This window comes from Sorangium sp. So ce321, from assembly GCF_051530195.1.
Lineage (GTDB): Bacteria > Myxococcota_A > Polyangia > Polyangiales > Polyangiaceae > Sorangium.
Window position 1 is genome coordinate 5711941 of sequence record NZ_CP150329.1, and the last position, 20911, is coordinate 5732851.

The 20911-nt window shown below is 70.7% G+C and carries 17 protein-coding genes; 9 read left to right on the forward strand and 8 right to left on the reverse strand.

What is annotated here, in order from left to right:
* The first annotated feature begins 108 nt into the window (after window positions 1-108).
* Window positions 109-744 carry a hypothetical protein gene (locus tag WME89_RS20980; protein ID WP_438010899.1) on the forward strand — a complete coding sequence of 212 codons (636 nt, stop codon included), beginning with the start codon at window positions 109-111 and terminating at the stop codon, window positions 742-744.
* 423 nt (window positions 745-1167) lie between these two features.
* Here WME89_RS20980 and WME89_RS20985 read toward each other — a convergent pair whose 3' ends face one another.
* The gene (locus WME89_RS20985) at window positions 1168-2232 is read right to left on the reverse strand and encodes a hypothetical protein (protein WP_438010900.1); all 1065 of its coding nucleotides are present in this window, start codon (window positions 2230-2232) and stop codon (window positions 1168-1170) included.
* 742 nt (window positions 2233-2974) lie between these two features.
* On the opposite strand from WME89_RS20985, the gene WME89_RS20990 reads away from it, so the two are divergent.
* On the forward strand, window positions 2975-3388 hold the full coding sequence (locus WME89_RS20990; protein ID WP_438010901.1) for a hypothetical protein: 414 nt from the start codon (window positions 2975-2977) through the stop codon (window positions 3386-3388).
* A 1335-nt stretch (window positions 3389-4723) separates the two neighbouring features.
* Here the strand turns inward: WME89_RS20990 and WME89_RS20995 are convergent.
* On the reverse strand, window positions 4724-5602 hold the full coding sequence (locus tag WME89_RS20995) for a hypothetical protein (protein ID WP_438010902.1): 879 nt from the start codon (window positions 5600-5602) through the stop codon (window positions 4724-4726).
* 1788 nt (window positions 5603-7390) lie between these two features.
* Between WME89_RS20995 and WME89_RS21000 the strand changes: the two genes are divergently transcribed.
* The 3 genes from WME89_RS21000 to WME89_RS21010 all read left to right on the forward strand — a co-directional run bounded on the left by WME89_RS21000 (window position 7391) and on the right by WME89_RS21010 (window position 9540).
* Window positions 7391-7807 carry a VOC family protein gene (locus tag WME89_RS21000; protein ID WP_438010903.1) on the forward strand — a complete coding sequence of 139 codons (417 nt, stop codon included), beginning with the start codon at window positions 7391-7393 and terminating at the stop codon, window positions 7805-7807.
* 443 nt (window positions 7808-8250) lie between these two features.
* A complete protein-coding gene (locus WME89_RS21005) occupies window positions 8251-9096 on the forward strand; it encodes a class I SAM-dependent methyltransferase (RefSeq protein WP_438010904.1) in 846 nt (281 codons plus the stop codon).
* Between the two features lie 51 nt (window positions 9097-9147).
* Window positions 9148-9540, forward strand: coding sequence for a hypothetical protein (locus tag WME89_RS21010; RefSeq protein WP_438010905.1), 393 nt, complete (start codon window positions 9148-9150; stop codon window positions 9538-9540).
* Window positions 9541-9555: 15 nt separating this feature from the next.
* Here WME89_RS21010 and WME89_RS21015 read toward each other — a convergent pair whose 3' ends face one another.
* A complete protein-coding gene (locus WME89_RS21015) occupies window positions 9556-10509 on the reverse strand; it encodes a hypothetical protein (protein ID WP_438010906.1) in 954 nt (317 codons plus the stop codon).
* Window positions 10510-11327: 818 nt separating this feature from the next.
* Here WME89_RS21015 and WME89_RS21020 point away from each other — a divergent pair.
* From WME89_RS21020 to WME89_RS21035, 4 genes are all read left to right on the forward strand, one after another.
* Entirely contained in the window at window positions 11328-11873 is a 546-nt protein-coding gene (locus tag WME89_RS21020; RefSeq protein WP_437928809.1) for an EF-hand domain-containing protein, read from the forward strand.
* 398 nt (window positions 11874-12271) lie between these two features.
* Window positions 12272-12508, forward strand: a complete 237-nt coding sequence (locus WME89_RS21025) for a hypothetical protein (protein WP_438010907.1) — start codon at window positions 12272-12274, stop codon at window positions 12506-12508.
* An 82-nt stretch (window positions 12509-12590) separates the two neighbouring features.
* Window positions 12591-12848: a hypothetical protein gene (locus WME89_RS21030; RefSeq protein WP_438010908.1), complete on the forward strand. Its 258-nt coding sequence runs from the start codon at window positions 12591-12593 to the stop codon at window positions 12846-12848.
* Between the two features lie 16 nt (window positions 12849-12864).
* Window positions 12865-13086, forward strand: a complete 222-nt coding sequence (locus WME89_RS21035) for a hypothetical protein (protein WP_438010909.1) — start codon at window positions 12865-12867, stop codon at window positions 13084-13086.
* 458 nt (window positions 13087-13544) lie between these two features.
* Here the strand turns inward: WME89_RS21035 and WME89_RS21040 are convergent, their stop codons facing one another.
* Genes WME89_RS21040 through WME89_RS21060 form a run of 5 tightly spaced genes read right to left on the reverse strand, consistent with a single transcriptional unit; the run spans window position 13545 to window position 20799 of the window.
* The gene (locus tag WME89_RS21040; RefSeq protein ID WP_438010910.1) at window positions 13545-14966 is read right to left on the reverse strand and encodes a PEGA domain-containing protein; all 1422 of its coding nucleotides are present in this window, start codon (window positions 14964-14966) and stop codon (window positions 13545-13547) included.
* 11 nt (window positions 14967-14977) lie between these two features.
* A complete protein-coding gene (locus WME89_RS21045) occupies window positions 14978-15730 on the reverse strand; it encodes a hypothetical protein (RefSeq protein ID WP_438010911.1) in 753 nt (250 codons plus the stop codon).
* A complete protein-coding gene (locus WME89_RS21050) occupies window positions 15727-19305 on the reverse strand; it encodes an nSTAND1 domain-containing NTPase (protein ID WP_438010912.1) in 3579 nt (1192 codons plus the stop codon). The genes WME89_RS21045 and WME89_RS21050 overlap by 4 nt, the downstream gene beginning before the upstream one ends.
* Window positions 19306-19312: 7 nt before the next feature.
* Window positions 19313-20299, reverse strand: coding sequence for a hypothetical protein (locus WME89_RS21055; RefSeq protein ID WP_438010913.1), 987 nt, complete (start codon window positions 20297-20299; stop codon window positions 19313-19315).
* 56 nt (window positions 20300-20355) lie between these two features.
* A complete protein-coding gene (locus tag WME89_RS21060) occupies window positions 20356-20799 on the reverse strand; it encodes a hypothetical protein (protein WP_438010914.1) in 444 nt (147 codons plus the stop codon).
* Window positions 20800-20911: the final 112 nt, after the last annotated feature.

A 20911-nucleotide genomic window follows, 5' to 3' on the forward strand; every position in this document is an offset into this window, starting at 1 on the left:
CCGCTGCCATACTGACGCTCGCAGTGCTTTTTCATTGAGAATCAAATGCCCAGCCGGGTGGCCCTCGACGATTGCCCACCCGGCCGGGCGCCCATTGAGGAGATCTTCATGCGTACATTGCTCCGCGGCGCCGCCGCATTCATCGCAGTCCTGATCACCGCCGCGCCCCTTGCCGCGGCGGGCAACTCGATCCGGTTCGCGCGGGCGCAGCCCGAGGGGACGGTCGTCACGGTCAAGGGCGTCGTGTCTGTCCCCTCGGGCGCGTTCGCGCCCAACGACCAGGGGTTCGCCATCCAGCGCGGGCGCACGGGGATCTATATCCACGACGCGCTGGGCGGGAGCTATGCGCTCGGCCAGGAGGTCGTGGTGACCGGCACGGTGGAGAACAGCTTCGGCCAGGTCCTCGGCGTCCAGCCCACGAACATCGCCGTCTCCGGATCCCATCCAGTCCACCCGGCCAAGCCGATCGACACGGGCGACGTGGGCGAGGATTCCGAGGGGACCCTCATCCGCATCGGAGGCACGGTGGTGGACGAGGTCTTCGACGACGGGGAGTATGGCTACCGGTTCCACGTCGACGACGGCTCGGGCGAGGTCACCGTGTTCGTCTATGCCGGGACCGGCATCGACGTGAGCGGCATCGCCCTGGGGGACGACGTGGAGATCACCGGGTTCAGCGGCCAGTTCATCGACCACTACGAGGTGAACCCGCGGGTGCCCTCGGACATCGTGGAGCTCCCCTGAGCCTGCCTCGGGACGACGAGGCCTGACGGCCTCTCTCGTCTCCTCGGCGCACGACCGGGTGCCGTGTCGCCCGAGAACGAACCGGCCGGGAGGGCGGTCAGGCGGCTGGCGCTCGTCAACCAGCAGATGGTCTTCGATCTGCTCTTCCTGGCCAGGAGGTCCGCCGAGACGGCCGGCGGTGGTGCAACTCCGGCCAGGATGCCGGACGAGGCCGCAGGGGGAGTTGCAACTCCGGCCAGGACCTCGAGCGAGGCCGCAGGGGGAGTTGCAACTCCGGCCAGGACCTCGAGCGAGGCCGCAGGGGGAGTTGCAACTCCGGCCAGGACCTCGAGCGAGGCCGCAGGGGGAGTTGCAACTCCAGATCGCCTCGTTCGAGCATCCTGGACCTGAACAGGTGGATACTACGCCCGGATGCGTCGTCCGCTACACCGGCGCCGGCGTCTCGGTGCCCCGGGTCGCCGGTGGCGCCCCGCTGCCCGCACCGGGCGTCGCCCCGCCGCCCGCGCCGGGCGTCACTCCGCCGCCCGCGCCGGGCGTCACTCCGCCGCCCGCGCCGGGCGTCGCGTCCACGCCCGCCGGCGCCGCCGGCTCCTTCTTCGTCCTCTTCCGGCCCTGGCCAGCCCGCCCGACCACGTAGAGCGACGGGAAGCGCGCCTCGCGCTGGGGATCGTACCGCAGGAAGCGCAGCCCGAGCTCCTGCACCTCGACGTAGAGCGGCTTGGCGAGCGTCCACGCGCGCTGGAGCAGGTCGTACGCCTCGCGCGCCCTGGGGCTCAGCGCCGCGCCGAGCACGGCGAGGATCTGGGAGGCGAGCCGCCGGGCATCGGCGAGGTCTGTCGCGCGGTAGTGGATCGGATCCTTGGACACGACGTCGTGCCTGGCCTGGTAGATGTCCGCGTAGCCGAGGAGGTCGTACGCGCGATCGAGGTAGCCGGTGCCGGCGCTGAGGCGGCGGAGGACGGGACCGAGCTCCGGGTCGTCGCCGAAGAAGTGCTCGCAGACCTTCTGCAGGCGGGACTCGACCTCCGCCGACTCCTTGTCGAGCGCCGCAGAGAGCTTGGCGCCGCTGGTGAACGCGCCCGCGGCGTCCGCCTGGCGATAGGCGTGGAGGAGGATGAGCGCGAGCGCCTTCAGGTGATCGAGGTTGTCGAGCTGGAACTCCCCCTGCGCGGCCGCGCCCTTGTAGAGCGCGAGGAGCGGCGGGGCCTGCGTGAGCGCGTGCACGCCGAGGAGGGCGCGGCTGACCGACTCGACGTCGAGGCGCGGGACCTCCAGCCGATCCGGCGTGATGGCGGTGAGGCGCGGGCGATACGCCGCGACGAGCTCCTCGGCGAGCTCGGGAGCGTAGCCGTGGGGCTCGGCCATGAAGCCCGCGAGCTGGGCGGACAGGGTGGTGACCACGGACGGCGCGAACGCCAGCGGGTCGGTGCCAGTGACGAAGACGGACGCCAGGTCTTGCCGGCGCGAGGTTTTTTTGTTGGTAGCCATGTCGAGCGAGGCTACGGCAGAGTGGCTGTCTGCGGAACTGCCGGGCATGATCGCGACGCCGCGCGGATGCACCACGACAGGGGCTGATGGGCCGCCGTGGTCCTCCGCCGCCAGCGCCGGCGGACAGGTGGTATCCGAGAAGGCGAATCGGCCCAGCTGATCGGCGTCATTCACCGGTGCATCGCCGCCGATTCCGCCGGACGACCTCGATCCCCACGAAGGCCACGAGCGGCGCGAGTCCCTCCAGGACAATCGTTCCCAGCCAAGCCCGCGGCGTGCTCCGCACCTTCCGGCGGACCGGAGGGGACTGGCTGTACCCCGCAGGGACGCGCCGCTCGCTCGAGGCGGCGCCTGGCGGGGGAGCGGCCGCGGGGAGCTGTTCTCCCGGGCAGCCGCCGTCGACGTGGCCGAGCTCGGGCGCGTGGACGGCGAGGAGCTCGACGCGAGCTCGGCGTGTCCCCTCCGCGGCGGCGCGGCCGTGGCGAGACGCGCCGGCGGGGAGCTCGGGCGGCTCGCACGTCGGCAGGGATCACCTCCCCCCAGGTGGAGGCGCCGTGGGACGCTTGGGACCTCGCGCCAGGGCCTGGGCAGCGGCCGTGCTCCAGGGCGTCGGCGCGCGCGACCAGCGCACGCGGAGCGAGCGGTTCGGCGTGCCTGCGGCCGTTCTGCGCCCCCCGTGGCCGCGCGCCTGGAGCGGCTCCCGCAGCTGGCAGCCTCTCGGCACGGAAGTACAGTCCACGCCATGACGGACGAGGAGCGGACCGACGCGGAGGCAGACCTGGAGGAAGAGCTCGCATGGACGGTCTATGCCCAGGTCTTCGCCCTTGGTTATATCTACCTTCTTGCCTGCGCGCTGAAGCGCGGTGACGCGGATCTTGGGGTGGATCCCTCCGCGTGGGAGAACACCCTGGGCGCCGCCGAGTGGGCGATGATGGAGCATGTGAACGGGCGCGTTCAGGGCCCCACGATCATCACCGTGGAGGACGTTGAGCGGATGCGCCGACTTCACACGATGGGCTCCGCCGCGCTGGCTGGCGGGGAGCGGCCGCCCGAGCTGTACCAGCTCTCGCTCCAGTGCATGGAGAGTCTGTTCGGCTCGGACTGGGAGCGAGCCGCGCGAGAGGCTGTTCGCGGCTTGCGTGATCCCGATCAGTAACCTTCACCATGGCCGCGCTCGTCGGGGCGTCGGCCTGCGGCACTGCGGACGAAGCGACCGAGGCACCGACGTCCGCGCTGTGCCCCAGGGCGAGGGATCCGCGGGATGCGCAGCGCTGCTCCAACTACTCGGGCGCCGCCCTCGGCACTTTGGGCGTCCTCTGCAGCCTCATCTGAGCCATGAGCAAAGAACTGAGGACCATCGTGAGAGCGCCTGCACACCCTAGATCCGCATGCGACACCGGTGCGACCGGACGAGCCGCAGCTCTACCAGGTCGAGCAGCCGACCCGTCACCCGCACCTCGCTCGTCGCGATCGCCGTGCTCGTCATGCGGGCGCGGCCGCCGTTTATACCTCGCCGAGCTCGGTCGCGGCGCCGACGACGAGGGCCGCGAGCGCGAGTTCGGCCGCCTCCCCGTCTCGGTGAAGGTCCGGGTCCAGGAGTAGGGGGCGGTCCTAACGGTTGCAGCAGAGCACGTGCGTGTCACCGGGCGTGAGCTCGCCGCTCACAACTTTGGAGTCGGTCGAAGGCGTGCAGGTCGGCTCGTCCTTCACGAGGATAGACCGAATCGCACCGATCTGTCCGTCGATCGTGTCTGTGCAGAGCGGTCCATCCAGCCCGGAAACGAAAACGGCTCCGAGCTCTTCGGAGCAGTCTGCCTGATAATACACCGTGGTCTGTACGCGGCACTTGTCGCGGCTCGGCTCGCTACAAGAGCAAGGGCTGCACGTGCGCGTGTCGTTGTAGAGCTGCACATCCCGCCGGACCCGATAGGAGTCCCAGCACTCTCCGTTCGGCTGCGGCGGATAACAATGGAGGAAATCCGTAGAAAAGAAGTCGATATCCGGACTGCATGCCCGAACGAATGTCATGTTCGTTCGCCGCAGCGGAGGCACCGGGGTGACAGGCTGGCAGTCAGTCACAAGCGGCGGCTCGATCGTCACAAATGCATAGGATTCGCCGGGAATGGGATGGGTAAGAGGAAAGCACGTGCCATCCCAACTGTTGCCCGCATCGATTGTAGAGACGAGGTCACTACTGGAGCAATCGGACGAGGAGTGCAGGAGCACCCTGTCCGAGAGCAGACATTGAGCAGGTCCACACTCGCAAGGCTCGCACTCGACCGGCCCAGGCGTCCCCGCCCAGCCTTCCCACAAGGTCTTGTCACCGCACCGTGGAGCACTCTCGTATCGGCCGTCCCAGAGCAGGAGGAGCTGGCTCGGATCTGGATCTGGCAAATCCTCGGGCACCGGCGACGAGCACCCGATGAGCACACACGTGGCCAGCGTGGAGAGCGCAACCCAGCGCATCGCGGCGGCCACATCTCTGCCTCGGTCAATTATCAACATTGCCATAGATGATCTCCGCGCTGGAGCAGCAAAATGTTCGGGTCTCGCCGCTCTCGATCGTGCCGTCGACCATGGAGACGGTGGCCATTGGCGTGCACGTGCCCGGCTCGTCCCGTGCGAATACCACGCGCACCCCTGCGAGCGGCGAATCGGCAGGTGCGCCGTAGCAGATTTCCTCTTCTGTGCCGATTCCGTTGATCGAGATCAGCATGTCCGAGCATGTCGTGTCGCCAAAGAGCAGTACATCCGCCACGCAGCTTCCGCCGACGGGGGCGCCGCACTCGCATGGCGTGCAGGTACGAGCGTCTCTGCTCTTCTCCTGAAACTCGAAGCGCGCGGAGAAGCCCGGCCGGCACGAGCCGTCGTGCTCGGGTGCGATACACACCAGCCCATCGAACCCTGTCCTATACTCACCGGTCCACGGGCAAGCTCGCGCAAAGCTCCCTGTAAGAGGGGGCGGAGTGCCCTTCGACGGCTTGCATGCGGGAGCCATCGTGGGCGGCTTGATGGTGATCGAGGCGAACGCGTCGCCTGGGACAAGGGGCGAGGTCTTGACACAGTGCCCTGGCGGGTCGGCTGCACCGGCGAGGTTGACCTTGACCCCTTCGTCAACGCAGAGAGGCGCCTCATGCGCCTTCACGCTGTCCGGCAGCACACACTCGGCAGGGCTGCAAGCGCACGTCCCGCATTCGTTCTGGTACTGAGGATCCGTGCGCACATCAGCCCATCCATCCCAGTAGTCGAGCCGACCTTCCGGACAGATGGGAAAATCTGGCGTGTCGCCGATCCACAACAACACCGAATTGTCGTCGGTCCGGGGCCCGGGGAGCGCGAGGTCCTCTCCGCAATCGAGCAGCGCAGCCATGCTGAAGGCAAAACAAGGTGTCGACCGCATGAGACCCCTCTCGCAGCTCAGTAAAAGACCTTCTGACAAGGGAGCAGACCGTCACAGAGGTCGGGCTCCTGCGCCGGCGTCTTCATGGTCTGCCGTGTGGGAGCGGCAGGCCAGTTCGTGCGCGGCCGCGCCGCGACAGGCGGCGTGGCGGCCGCTGGGAGCGGCTCAGGGCATCGATCGAGCGGTCGAGCTGAGGACGGCGGGATGGCTCGACCCGCCGCGGCCTGGACCACTGGCGCCAAGCGCGGCACGACGTGACGCGGGGGCGCCCACCGCAGGACCGCGGCCGCGCTGCCCAGCACGAACGCCAGCGCGAGCACCGCGCCGAACCAGCGCGGCGGGGAGCGTCGCCTTGGGGTGCGGCTTGAGCGCGGACAGGTTGAGGGCACCGGCGGTGCCGGCAGCACTGGAGAACACGGAGGGGTCGAGGGCACCGGCGGTACCGGCAGCATCGGCTCGAGGTCCGGTAGCTCGGGCGCTGGAGGCGACCGCAGCGCGACCGGAGGCTCCTGGATGACGTTATCCCGGGTGTCCCGCGGCGGGATCGCGCTCTTGAGGGTGGAGGGCGTCTCGGAGGGGCGCCGCGTGGCGACCGGAGACGCTTCGGTGATGCTGTCCGCCGCGTCCCGCGAAGGCGCGCTCTCGACCGTGTCGGGCACGTCGGAAGGGCGGGGCGTGGGGAACTCGCCAGCTCGCCCTCCCTCTTCCTCCGAGGCGAACGCGCTCGCCTCGTCCTCCACGAGGATGGGCGCCGCCTCGTCCGGCTTGTGCCGAGTGCCGGACCGCCCGGCGAAGATGTCCGCGTGGGGAGGGGCCGGCGGTGCGCCAAGCTCCTCCCACTCGCGGGCATACGCGCGTCCACGCCGTCCGCCCGCGTCGTCTGGTACGCTCGGAGCACCCGTCCCGCCCGCCGCCCCCGCTCCGCCGCGGAGACCCTCCGCTCCGTCCCGCCGCAAAACCGCCGCTCAGCGAAGAGCGCCTCCAGCGACGGGCGCTTCCCGGCATTTCGCGTCGCAGGCGAGCGGCGAGCCCCTTTCCGTAGGCGCTTCGCCCGCGCCTCCTGCGATCCCTCTGGGGTAACCGCAGGCCGGCGGACCGGTCTGCGGGACGGACAGCGGACGTTGACGGGCCCGTCCGAAGGTGGATCGGTTCCTTGGCCCTCCGGGGCGCGGAGGCATATACCGGACCTGTCGGACCTCGCGCTATCGGGATTCGGCCACGCCGCCCGGGGTCTTACCAGCACCTGCGGGGTGCACTTTACCTGTCCGACGAGCTTAGATGGCCAGCATGAGAAGAGCAATCTGGACCCGTGCTCGGCCATTCCCAGATCGCCCCGTACGGACTTCTGACAACGAGACGGTCGTCTCGTTGTCAATCTTCGCGAACGCTCTGGACTCCAGGAATGACGACGCCGCCTGTACCCTCCACAGAACGCCCCAACGGGAAACCATCGCGTTTGGCGACCCTGGAGTATCTCGACCGCGACGCCGCCCTCGCCCCACCAGGTAGCAGGATCCGCGGGGTTGCCGATGCCCCGCCCTCGCCGGGTCTCCGCAGCGGCGGCCTATCTTCGGAGATGCGCAGATAGGTCGCGGAAGTCGCTGCCTATTCACGGGAATACGCAGATGTGCCGCGGAGCGTCGCGACCTATTCGCGGGAATACGCAGATATGCCGCGGCGCTTCGCCGCCTACATGCCATAACCCGCCGCTAGGCCCTGCGACGCAACTGATTGCTACGTTAGACGCGAGGAAGACGCATGCGAATCAGCCCACATCTGTGCTTCAACGGTCAGTGTCGAGAAGCAATGGAGAAGTATCAGACGATACTCGGGGGAACGCTTCAAACGATGCTCACCTACGGTGAATCTCCCATAGCGGCTTCAACTGATCCAGGGTTGCATGAGCGAATCGTGCACGCCACATTGTTGGTGGGTGACATTGAACTGACGGGCGCCGACGTTACACCCGAAAGCTATCGCGCACCTCAAGGCTTCTTTGTCACACTCTCCGTTCAAGATGCGGTGCGAGCGAAGGTTATCTTCGATGAGCTGAGCGATGGCGGTACTGTTCAAATGCCGTTTCAGTCGACGTTTTGGTCGCCAGGATTCGGGGTTCTCGTCGACCGCTACGGTGTTCCATGGGAGATCAATAGTGGTGCCCAACCCGCGGTCTAACACCTCGCTGGAGCGGACGCGTGAAAGATAAAGTGACAAGCTCGACGCGGGCGCGCGCGCCGCTCAGCTCAACCGTTCGGCAGCAAGGCGTTGAGCCCGGGGGGATTCAGCGAGCGGTCCTCGTGATGAGAGACCTCGAGGGCAGCTTTCGATGTTCCAGCGGGAGCGGATAAGGACGGCGTGGAGGCGGCTGGTGATGATGAGCGAGCCGACCGTGAGGGTGAGCGCGCCGATCGTGACGGTGAGCGCGCCGACGGTGACAGTGAGCGCGCCGCGGACCGCTTCGGGAAGCGCGTACTCGTCGAGGTGAAGTCCTCGTCGGAGATGCAGGAGGTCGCGCTGCGCAAGCAAGAGCTCTTGCGCCGTCTGCGCAAGGTCAGGGGCTTCGAGAACGTCGTCGACATGCGCTTCTCCGTGAACGGCGCACGCCGTATCCTGCGCACATGGATCCCGGGATCGCCGACGTCTCCGACACCGCGCTGTGGATCGCCGCCTACCGCGCGCGCGAGACCGACCGCGCCGGCGCGCTCTTCCAGGACCCGCTCGCCGGCCGGCTCGCCGGCGACCGCGGGCGCGAGCTCGCGCGGAAGATGACGGGCGCCGAGCAGTTCGAGTGGATGACGGTGGTGCGCACCGTCGTGATCGACCGCTACCTGCAGGAGGCGATCGCGCGCGGGGTGGACACCGTCTTGAACCTCGGCGCGGGCCTCGACACGCGCCCGTACCGGATGACGCTGCCGGCGTCGCTCTCGTGGGTCGAGGTCGACATGCCGAAGATCGTCGCGCTGAAGGAGGACCGCCTCGCGGGCGAGACGCCGTGCTGCCGCCTCGCGCGCATTGCCGCCGACCTGTCCGTAGACGACGCGCGGCGCGCGGCGCTCGCGGAGTGCGTCGCCCGGGCGCGGCGCGCGATCGTCCTCACCGAGGGCGTGTTGACGTACCTGCCGCTCGAGGACGTCGCGAAGCTCGCCGACGACGTCCACGCGCAGGCCGCGATCGAGTCGTGGATCGTCGACTTCAGCGCGCCGTTCCTGAACCGCGCCGTGCGCGCGCGCGGCGTGAAGTTCAAGAACGCGCCGATTCGCGACGGCGCGCGGGACCCCGCCGCGTTCTACGCGGCCCACAGCTGGCGCTGGACCGAGCCCCGCCACCTCGTCGTCGAGGGCGAGAAGATCGGGCGCCCGGTCCCGTGGCCGATCTGGTTCCGCCCGATCCAGGCGCTGCTGCCGCGCCGCGCGCAAGAGGCCTTGCGCACGATGCTCGGCTACGCGCTGCTCGTGCGCGCCTGAAACCTCAGCAATTGCACACGTTCATCGTCACCTGGGGCGCCGAACAAGCCGATGAAGCTGGCCGGCTTCGCCAGCAGCTTATGGTCCGTCGTTCGGCGGGCGGGCGGGGGTGGTACACTGCCGGAGAGGTCATCGACCTTCAGCCCAGCGCCGTTGAACGCGTCCGCCTCGGGCGAGGCCGGCTACGCCGCGGTGGTGGCCGAGGCCGGCGCGGTCCTGTCCGCGGCCCACCCGACGGCGGTGAACCTGGCTTGGGCGGTGGGCCGCGCCCTCGCGCTCGCCCGGGAGCATGCCGCGCTCGCGGGCGAGGAGCGCGCGGCGGCGCTGGCTTCGTTCGCGCGCGGGCTGCACAGGGAGGACGTGGAGGCATGCCGGGTGATGGGCCGGTTTGGGCCGGTCCGCCTGCTGGCCGAGGGGACGGTGCTCACGCTCGCGGGCCGGTGACGGCGGGCCGGGGCGCTAGCGGTCTTTTTCGGCCCAGTCCGAGGGAGCCCATCTCCAATAAGCGTCGTACGTTCCATATTCTCCCCACTCGTGGTTGCAGTACGCCATGACCTTCGCACTGTCGCCGCCGTACATGGCCAGTTTCTTCACGAAGGTGTCTCGGTACGCGTCATAGATCTCCTGCTTGCGCTTGAGATCCTTGCCGGACAACGTCGGCCTTTGGTCCGTGTTGGTGTAATAGGTCGAGTAGAGCTCAATACTGTAGCCCCCGTGGGGGGCCACGTACTCCTTCACCGCCAGCGACGTTTCATAGTGGTCCCAATTGTCGTGGCCATCACTCGTCCCGGGATTGCGGACCTTGGAGTCATCCGCGACGATGATGCGGGGACGATCGTCAGTGGTAGAGTCCTTCCCCTTCAGATGAGCCGGGGTCTCCTCGTCGATGATGGCCCACAACGTCTCTCCGAAGTCTGCCCAGGTCTCGTAGGAAGCCAGGCCGTCGATCGACTTGAGCAGAAACCCTTTCTTCAGCGTCCCTTCGTGCAGTCCTTTCAAGGACGGACCCTCACCGCCCGACTCCAACGGCGACATCGACGGAATTCGGACAAGATAGCTGACCGTGTTCTTCCAGACGCGCCGAACGACGCGGTGTCCGTTGCGAGTCACCTCCTCCCATGCGAACGGCTCGTTGGGCAGGGGCAGTTTGTCCACGTAGGGCTCGAACTCCTCGGACGTCATCTCCGCGCGGAGCGTGGAGGCCAAGGTGCCGCACTCTCTCGACTCCCACCATCCTTTTTCATGATATGAATCGTTCCCGGGGTTTCCATCTCCGGCGGTGGTGTAAACGAAGACGACCTTGCACGTCGGGCTGTCGAGATCGATCAAGGCCTGCTTCGCGAAAAAGAATTGCCAGTCATCCTGATGCGCCTGCACGTAGAATGCGCAGCCCATGTAGCCCTTGTCATCCATGTCAGCTCTCCATCTCTGTGTGACGTTCCCGACCGCTCGCTGGGCGCATCAGAGCACGCGCGGGAGCGCCCCACAACACCTTCAAGTCGTGCGCCGCTCGCGGCCCGCGCGGCGGGGGAGCGTCACCTACGTCTCCTCACTGTGCCCTTTCCCGACCGACCTGTTCCAGCCTCCACCGGAGGGGCGGAACATAGGCCGCCGCCGAGGCGAGGGCAGAGCGCGCCTTGGAAGGGATCGCCACGCGGCGTGCTCCGCACCGAGCGTGCCAGGAGACTTACCCCGGGTTTGCCGTGCAAAAAGGTCCTGCGGACCTGGCGGCGCAATGAGCTGGGAGCGCCAACCAGTGTTGATAGCGCGCCGCGTTCGGGTGACCCTCGGCATGTGGATTCCTACACGGAGATGGCCGCACAGCCGGAGTCGACGCTCCGCAAGCTCTTGGAGCACATGATCATGCTTGCCGGCGCGGCAGAGAAGCAGGTCATTGCGACGTTCGGCGGGCGGAGAAGCGTGCGCACATGAATATGGTGAAGAAGGGATGAGCGCGGACCGGGGCCGCCAGATGGGGCAACGCGGTCACCCGGGCACAGGCTCTTTCCGTGGTACCGCACGGGCTGGCCGAGACCCGCGCGCTGCTGCGTCGCTTGCTGCGCCTGACGACGTACACCCCGAGCGGGTCGGAAATCCAGTGGACAGCGGCGGCGACGAGTCTACTATCCTCGGTCCTGTGATGCTGCTGGTGCCCGGAGACCCGCTGCGCCCCCGCTGCCCATCCGCGTACCCTCAGCGTTGCTCTCGCCGGTACCGTAAGAAGGAGTTACATGCTGACTCAGCTGCAGATCCAGAACTTCGAATCCTCGTGGCCCATCCTCGACCACAACCATGACGGCACAATCGACGCGGCGGATCTGGCGGAAAGCGCGAAGTCATCTTGCGACGCCGTCGGCCTGGCTGCGGACAGCTCGGAGCGGGCCGCCGTGATGAGCAGCTACTGGCACTTGTGGGAGCAGATCCGTCTTGCTGCTGACGCTGACGCTGACGGTCGGGTCAGCCGGGCCGAGTACATGGATGCGGCCAACGCGCTGATCCACGCGGACGGCTACGTCGAGGCGTGTGCCATGATCGCGGACGCCACCTTCGACGCCGTGGACGCCGATGACGACGGCTTCATTTCGCGCGACGAGCTGTTCCGTCTCTACCTGGGTGCCGGGCATGATGCCTCGGTTGCAGCCGTCGCCTTCACCCACGTCGACACCGACGGTGACGGTCGGATCAGCCGTGATGAGTGGCGAGCATCCATCGTGGGCATCTACCTCAGTGACAGCCCGGACGGAATTGGCTCCAACATGATGGGGAACGTTATTTAACGCCTTCTCGTAGGCGATGCGAGCCGCCTCGACGTCGCCCGCCGCGAGCGCCTCCCTCATGCCTTCCGCGAGCTGGCGGAGCAGCACCGTCCGCGGGTCCTCCGGTTTCGTCCGGGATTCGTCCGGCTCACGAGGTTTCGCGCACTTAGCCGCCGTCGTCGGCACGCTTGCCGCTCCCGTCGCATGCGGAAACCTACGCGATCCCTGCGGATCCCTACCCTCGGCAGGCGTTTCGATTCCCGGCGCCACCACTCAGAAGACACGGCGAGAGCCGTGTTGGACCAAGCCGCTTCGCGGCAGCTCCTGTCCCTGCTGAGGTCGACCGCGATCGCGATGACGACCGCGATGAAGACGCCGCCCACGCGCCCCGCGTAGGCCTCGACGAGACCCTGGGAGCCATGGGCCCCGGACCGGAGGCGCCGGTCCGCTCGCGAGGCAGGCTCCCGCTCGTGCCCCGCTGCTTCTCGGCCGCCGAGATCCTCCGCTCGGTCTCACCGCGCGAGCGCGTCATGATGCTCTGGTTCGGCCTGAACTTGGACGACCCGGAGGACGCGGAGCTCTTCGTCGAGGGCGTGCACGTGACCGACCGAGCGATCGCCGAGCAGGAGCGCTGGGAGCGGGAGCAGTTCGGCTGAGGATGAGCATTCCGGCTTGCCATGCGCATTTTCCATACCCGGCGCCGTCGATCTGGCGAGGGGCCCGTAGTAGTCTTTGGGCATGAGCCCTCGACGAGACAGCGCCGCGCCTGCCAGGAAGCCCGCGATCGACGAGGACGATCCGGTCTGGCAGGCCGTTCTGCGAGCGCCCATCGACGACGAGCCGCTGACGGACGAGGAACTCGCGGCGATGCAGGCCGGGGCGGACGGGCCGGGGCTCCCAGCCGAAGCGGTGACGGCTGAGCTCCGAAGGAGGGCGGAGGCCGAAGGCGCCGGCGCCGAGTTCGACGAGCTGATGCGCGCGCGCCTCCCTCGATGACCTGGAGGTCGAGTGGATGCCGTCGGGCATCGTCTCGCTTCAGCGACTCCACTGGCGTGACGGTGAGCGCATCGACGCGGCCGTGCAGCGCTTCGCCACGACGGGCGAGGGGGCCGTGCACCGCGTCCCCGCGGATAATGCCGTCATCGTGCGGCTGCGCGTCGGGCGGTTCCGCGTCCTCGCCACGCTCGACCCGTGGGACTGCGTGATGCGCGTCTGGTGGGTGTACGTGGTGTAGATCGCGAGCGGGCGCGCTGAGCGCGGAGGACCGCGACGCCTGCCGGCGCGTGTACGGTATCCCGCTGGAGGCGTGGGTGCGGCCGGTGAGCGCCGGACAGGCAATCGCCGCGACTGCATAATCGACCTCGCAGCCAGCGCGCCACGCGCAATATGCGAACACTGCATTAGAAGAGGCCGCATCGTTGCGGCGTGAACGCTGAGCGCTGTGCGATCTGCCGGCTCCCCGCCGGCAGACGGGTCGACCTGGAGTCGGCCTACGCCATCGACCGGTGGGATGATGTCGATATCCATGCCGCCCGTGCCGGTGATGTAGAGGAGCCCACGCGATCCCGCCCAGTCGGAGAAAAGCGCCTGTCCGGGCGGGTTGGCCTCGGGGCCAAACGTGACGCCGCCGTCGGTGCTCACACGTGGGATCTCCACCCGCGCGCGCGGCAGTGAGCCGGAGGCAGGTCGGCCTCAGTAGAAATCGTACCTGGCGCCCAGGACAGGCATGAACAACGGGAAGAGAGGGGCCGTGAGGGGCCCGCCCGGAAACCAGGCGGAGGCGGCTCCGTCGAGCCCAGTCGTGGTGTCGACGAACACCTGCTGGCCCGACGCCGGCCTCGGCACGGCGATGAGCACAGGCACCTCGAGCCCCAGCGTGAGCTCGACCCGTCCAGCCAGCCTGACGCCGGCGCGCACCTCGGGCGCGAGGTAAACGAAGCGCGCCGCCGCGCTCTGCTCGGACGGGCTGAACGACAGCACGCGGCTCGCCGACACCTGCGCGCTCGCGCGCGCGTCCGCCACCGTGCCAAAGAACCCGCCGGCGCCCAGCCGCACGTCGAGCAGGAAGATCTCGCCCGACGAGTAGCCGACCCAGGCGCCGAGGAGCATGCCGCGGAGGGCCATCGCGTCATCGACGCTCACCGGGTACGAAGCCCCGCCGGCGGCCTCGACCTTCGCGCTGCGCCCGCGGACAGCTTGCTGCACGCTCAGGTAGCCCGCCGAGACACCAAACGAGAGATCGTCGATGCCGTACCCCCCGCGGACGATCAAGCTGGAGCCAACCCCGAGGGGCTTGCTGCAAGGCGCCGCGCACCCCGTCGACCCGTCTCCGCCGATCGATACGATGAGCGGCACCGCGGCGCTCACCTCGGCGAGCAGGCGGGGCGGGCGGCGCGGCCCGCGTCCCCCGCGGTCCTCGATGGACTCGGCGTCGCGCTCCGGCCGGAGCCCGCGCGCGCTCGGCTCCTCCCTCGTCGCCCCGGCGATCTCGAGCGTGGCCGCCTCCTGAAGCGGGATCAGCCGCGCCGTTACCTGGACCGCCGCCCCGCCGGCCACTTCGAGGCGCTGCTCGAACGGCTGGTACCCCGCCTTGACCACGCGGAGGGCGTGGGGGCCGCGAGGCACGCGAAGGGGCGCCTTGAGCGGGAGCTCGCCGCGCGATACGCCGTCGAGCTGGACCGTCGCGCCCGGCTCGCCGCCCACGATCCCGAGGGTCCCGACGGCGTTGTGAAGGAGCCTGACGACCAGCAGGATGTCGCGTTTCTCCTCGCCCTTGAGCCGCTCGGAGAAGTCGCGCAGCGCGCCCTCGTACAGCTCGAGGGCGTCCAGGTAGCGCTCGAGCCATATGAGGCACGCGGCGGCGTTGGTCGTCCCGTTCAGCGTCATGAACAACGAGCGCGACGCCTGGAACTCGGCAAGCGCCTCGGCCCAGCGCTCCTGATCGCGCAGCGCGATCCCGCGCTCGAAGTGCGCGCGCGCCTCCTCGCGGCGCACGGGGGCACCGGGCCCGCCAGGCTGCGCGGCGGCGAGCGAGCCGAAGGAAAGCGGCGCCAGGAGCACCGCGGCGAGGAGGACGCCGAGAACCGCGGAACGTCGGCGCTTCGTGCCCTGCATTGCGCGCGCCCTCATTCGAAGGAGTCTCCGGCCAGCCCGCCGCCGCGCTGCTTCCCGTGCTCCGCCGCCGCGGCTGCGCCGGGCGGGCACCTGGAGATGACCTGCGTCGTCGGCGGACAAACACACGCCGGGCCCTCGTTCGCCCGCGCGGAGCCTCGCACCGCGTCTGGCGCGGCTCCGGGCGCCGACTCCATCGCCGCGCGATCCGCCGGCGCGTCGTACCCGGCGGCGACACCGGGCAACACGGGATCGAGCGCCAGCTCCGGCGTCTCGGCGAGCTCCAGCGCGGCGGAGGCGTCGGCTTCGTCGGCCGCAGGCTCGGTGGTCGCCGCGGTCGGGAGGCGGCCGCGCCCGAAGGGACGCGCGGCCCGCGCCAGCGCGGCGAGGTCCAGCGAGGGCGGCGAGACGCCGGCATCCATGACGGTCACGATCGCCTCGGCGTGCCGCGTGTCCCTGGAGAGGCGCACCCGATGCGTCTGCCCGACCCTCCCCGAGAGCTCGATGACGCCGTCCCGCCGCCGCGCCGGGACGCCGTCGACCTCGACCGCGGCGTCGGCGGGCAGGACGAGCAGCTTCGCCCGGCGCTCGTCGGCGCCGAGCCGGTGCACGCCGGGCCGCGCCATGGCCGGGGAGGGGACCTCGGCGGCGTCGGCGGCCACCGTCGCTGGCTCAGGTCTGTCGTCCTCGACGCCGGGCCGCTCGCACGCGCTCAGGGTCGACAGGAACACGAGCGCCGCCGTCGCGGCCATGTCGCGAGCCGTCATTGTCGGAAGCCCTCCAGGGGGAGCGGCGCGCGCTGGTACGAGCGCTCGCACGCGGTGTACTGATCCCGGGCGGCGGACGCGGCCTCGCCCAGGTAGGTGACGCGCACGTCCGGCGGCAGGCAGTCGGTGTGCGCGGCGAGCAGGCGCTGCCTCAGCGCGTCCACGTCGATCATCCAGGTGTGGACGCTGTTGTCCGTGGTGACGGTCATGAGCCGTTGCCCTCCGTCGAGGAAGGCCAGGGCGATGACCGGCGACGGCGCCCCGAGCACGATGGGCGCGCCCTCGCCGTCGGCGCTCCACAGGCGGACGGTGCCGTCGGCCGACGAGGTGACCACGCGCTCGCCGCCAGGGCTGAAGAGCGCGCAGAGGACCGCGCCCTCGTGCCCGCGCAGCACGATGGGATCGCCCCTGCCGCCGGCGCTCCACACGCGCGCGGTGCCGTCGTCCGAGGCGGTGACGACGCGCGCGCCGTCGGGGCTCCACGCGCCGGCGTAGACGTCGCCGCCGTGGCCCTCGAGCACGACGGGAGCGCCCGCGCCGCCGGCGCTCCACACCCGGGCGGTGTGGTCGAGGGACGTGGTCAGGACGCGCGCGCCGTCGGGGCTCCACGCCGCGGCGGTGAGCCAGTCCTCGTGCCCGCGCAGCACGACGGGCTCGCCCTTGCCGTCGGCGCTCCACACGCGCGCCGTGCCGTCGTCCGACGCCGTGACGACGCGCGCGCCGTCGGGGCTCATGACGGCGGCGCGCACCTCGGCCTCGTGGCCCCTGAGCACGACGGGCTCGCCCTCGCCGTCGATCCGGAAGACGCGCGCCGTCCGGTCGAACGAGGCCGTGACGACGCGCGCCCCGTCGGGGCTCGGCGACGCGCTCGCCACCCACCCCTCGTGGCCCCTGAGCACGACGGGCTCGCCCTCGCCGTCGACCCGGAAGACGCGCGCCGTCCGGTCCTCGTAGGCCGCGACGACGCGCGCGCCCCCCGCGGCGATGGACGCCGCATGGAAGAAGCCGAGGTGAGGGCGCCGGTGCGGCATCGATCGGAGCGGCTCGACGCTCCACACCTTCGCCGTGCGATCGAACGAGCGCCCCGTCGGATCGGACGCGGCGGTGACGACGCGCGCGCCGTCGGGGCTCCACGCCGCGGAGCGGAGGGGCGCGCGGTGCCCGGCCAGGACGAGCGGCGGGCCGCTCCCGTCCGCCGGCCAGAGGCGCGCCGTCCTGTCCGCGGAGGCGCTGGCGACGTACTCGCCGTCGGGGCTCCACGAGACGAAGCTCACCGCGAGCGTGTGGCCGGTCAGGACCACCGGCTCGCCCTCGCCGCCGACGCGGAAGACGCGCACGCTCCGATCGGCCGACGCCGTGGCCACGCGCAGGCCGTCGGGGCTCAAGGCCAGGTGGGTGATGCCGTCCTCGTGCCCGGCGAGCACCACGGGCGCGCTCGCGCCGGTGAGCCTGAAGACGCGCGCCGTCCCGTCGCGCGAGCCGGTGACGACGCGCGCGCCGTCGGGGCTCACGGCCACGGAGACCACCTCGCCTGTGTGCCCGCGCAGGACGAGGCTCCTGCCCTCCGCGCCCGGCGTCCAGACGCGCGCGGTCCTGTCGCTCCCGGCGGTGACGACGCGCGCGCCGTCGGGGCTCCACACGACCGCGTTGATCGGGCCGCGGTGGCCGGTGAGGACGATCGGCTCGCCCTTGCCGTCGGCGCCCCACACGCGCGCGGTCCCGTCGTCCGATGCCGTCGCGACGCGCGCGCCGTCGGGGCTCGCGGCCACCGCCGTCACGCCGCCGTGATGGCCCGTCAGCTCCACCGGCGGGCCCGCGCCGTCGGCGCTCCACACGCGCGCGGCGCCGTCCTCCGAGCCCGTGAGCACGCGCGCGCCGTCGGGGCTCCAGGCGGCCGCGAGGATGGCCCCGCCGTGGCCCTTCAGCTCCACCGGCCGGCCGGTGCCGTCGGCGCGCCACACGCGCGCCGCGCCGTCGGCGGAGGCCGTGAGCACGCGCTCGCCGTCGGGGCTCCACACGGCCGCGGCGAGGGGGCCCGCGTGCCCGTGGAGGGTCGCGCGGAGCGCGTTCGTGGCGAGGGCGTCGCTCGCCAGCTCGACCCAGCCGCGCCGCATCGCGGGCAGCTCCACCTCGGGCAGGAGCTTCATCGCCAGCGGGAGCCGGGCGCGCACCGCGAGCTCGCGGAAGCCCGCGAGGAGGCTGGCGTCGTGCGCCTCGGAGCGCTTCTTCTCGGCGAACCACCGCAGCCGGTCGGCCTCGCGCCGGGCCTCGGCCTCCTCGACGCGCAGGCGGTCCGCGCGGAGCTTCTGGTAGTACGCCACGGCGCCGAGCGACGCCGCGCCGGCCGCGACGAGGAGCGACGCCGCGGCCGCGGCGGCGAAGCGGCGCCGCCGCGCGCGCTCCTCGGCGAGCCTGGCCTCCGCCTCGGCGCGCTCGCGAAGGAGCGCCTCCTGCTGCCGGCGCTGCTGCCGCTGCTCGAAGACCTTGCGCGCCAGCCAGTCGTGGCCGATCTCGAAGTACCGGCTCCCCTGGTGCTCCGCGGCGTGGAGGATGGCCGCGCCCTCGAGCGCCCTCAGCGCCGGCTCGAGCTCGTCCGCGGGGAGGATCCGGAGCAGCTCCTTCTCGGTGCGCAGCGTGCGGCTGCCGTCCGCGGTCACCAGGTGGTCCTCGAGCAGCCGCCGCGCCCCGTCGCGCAGCGCGCCGAGGCCGGCGAGCGTCGCCTCGAGGTAGCGCTGCAGGATCGGCTCGGCCTCGGCCGCGCTGGCCGCCGCGCCGCCCTCCTCGCGCTGCTCGAAGAGCGCGCGGCACACGATCTGCGCGTACGCCGCCTGCGCCTCGGCCTCGTCGACCGCGGCCTGGCCGGGCACGCGCACCTGGAGCATGAGCGGGCGCACCTCCGCCGGCGTCCACGCTTGCGGCGGCTCGCCCGCGGCGGCCGCCTGGCAGACGGCCTCGCAGAGCTCGGCGACCGTCAGAGGACCGACGCGGAAGCCGTGATCGAGGAGCCGGTGGTGCTCGCGCAGCCGATCGCGGAAGCGGCCGAGGTAGTCCTCGCGGAGCGACAGCACGAGGCGCAGGTTGCGGGTGGGCAGCGCGGCGAGGCGGCTCACGCAGGCGAAGAACGCCTCGGCCTCGGTCGCGGCGCGCGCCGCGTAGAGCAGCTGCTCGATCTGATCGAGGTAGACGACCACGAGCCGCGGCGACCCGCGCGCTGCGCGCTGCGCCGCCGCGATCAGCGCGTCCGCGGGCGAGGCGCCGGCCGGCCGCTCGCCGAGGCCGAGGGCGCTGTACACCGCGTCCGCGAGCCAGCGCGTCGGGTCTCGATCCTCGGGCCAGCCGTCGACCCGCGCCACGCGGATCTCCCGCTTCTCGATGAGCGACGGGAGGACCGCCGCCTGCACCAGGGACGACTTGCCGGCGCCGGACGGCCCGAAGACGGTGACGCAGCGGTTGGCGAGGATGGAGCCCTCGAGCTGATGGGCCAGGTCGTCGCGCCCGTGGAAGCGATCACGGTCGGAGGCGCGGTAAGGTTGCGGGCCGGGGAAGGGGTTCTTCATCGTGAGGCTCCGGGCCATGTCGCGATCAACCCGGGTGGGGCGCGCCCCCGGGGGCCGCGCATTTGTCGGGTGATTCCGAGCGGGTCACCCAGCGCCGGAGGTCGATGTTCACCGTCCCCAGCCAGGCGCCGGGGAGCACGCGGACGTTGTAGGCCACGCCAGGCGCCGTCTTCTGAGCCTCTCCCCACGCGCCGAGGGCGCCGCCGAGATCGAGCGCCGCGCCGCCTTCGCACGAGAGCTTCCCCGCCCAGGACGCGCCGCCCGTGTCGAGCGCCGCGACGTTGAACGAGCACGCGTCGAGGTCGCAGGCGTGGCCCGGACCCACGGCCGAACCGGCGCAGTCCTTCCTGTCGTAGACCACGCTGAAGCACTCGGGATAGTCCGCGAAGAAGAGAGAGGCCCCCTGGAGCTTCCGGCCCGAGGAGCTCGACGCGCTCACGGAGGCCCCTCCGAGCGCGGCGGCGTCGATCGAGAGGGCCGCGGTGGTCGACTGCTCGGCCGCCACCTCGATCGTCCCCGCCCTGATCGCGCGCGTCAGCACCTTCACGTAGCTCGTCCCCGCCTCGGCAAACAGGCCGGTGCACGCGCCGCTCGCGTTCATGTAGACCGCCGAGAGCCTGCTCTCCACGAGGTCCGTCAGCGTGACGCTGGCGCTCCGCGCCGAGGACGCGCCGGCCGCCGGGGCGACCGCGAGGGCGCCGCCGAAGTCGGCGGAGAGCCTGCCGTCGCGCACGTCCCCGTAGCGCAGCGCCACCAGGGACCAGCTCGGCGCCGCGGTGTCCTGATCCCCGTCGAAGCAGGCGTTGGTCTCGGGCTGGTCCCCGAGCAGACGGCGCCCGAGGCCCGCGGCGCCGCTCGCCGGCGTGCGCGCGCGGTAGTCCGGCGCGAGCTCCTTGATCGCCTGGTCGAGCGTGACCGTCGCGACGCTCGCGCACGCCGTGAGCTGGAGCGCGGCCAGCGCCGCGATCACGAGTCGGGCCGGCGAGGGCTTCCTGTCATCATCGATCTTCACGGTGGATCCTCCTTCGGGCGCGGCACGGCGCGCTCGCGATAACGTGCGCAGCCCGGCTACGGCGAGATGGCCAGCAGCACGTCCTCGATCTCCCCGGCGAGCCTCTCGACGTCCGCAGACGCGTCCCGGGCGAGCCAGTCGACATCGTCCTTCCGGCGGTAGATCTCGGCGCGGATCCGCGGGACGACAACGAGCTCTTCGTCCTCGATGAGCTCGTCGGCGAGCAAGGTCACCGAGGCGTCGCACACCTTGGTGCTGCCCTCCGGCTCGGGGATCCGCAGGGTCACCGTGGCGGTTGCGCTCTCGACGTCGAGGCGCGCTGTCGCGCGGCCCTCGAAGTGGGCTGACAGGGCCTTGCCCACGGACCGCAGCAAGGCCTGGATCGCGCCCCTCGGCGTGTCGCCTTCGAGGCGCGCGCGGAACGAGACGCCCACCGTCACGGACGACGAGCCGCCGAAGTCGAGAGGCTCGTCCTGGTTCATGTGTTCTTCCATGGTCATTGTCGCGGTCCTCGGGGCGAACCCCTCTGTCGCACAGAGATGCCCCCATGAAACGCACGACGCCGAGCCCTGTCATCTTAAGAGAAATCAAGGTGAGCGCTGCGCGCGACGA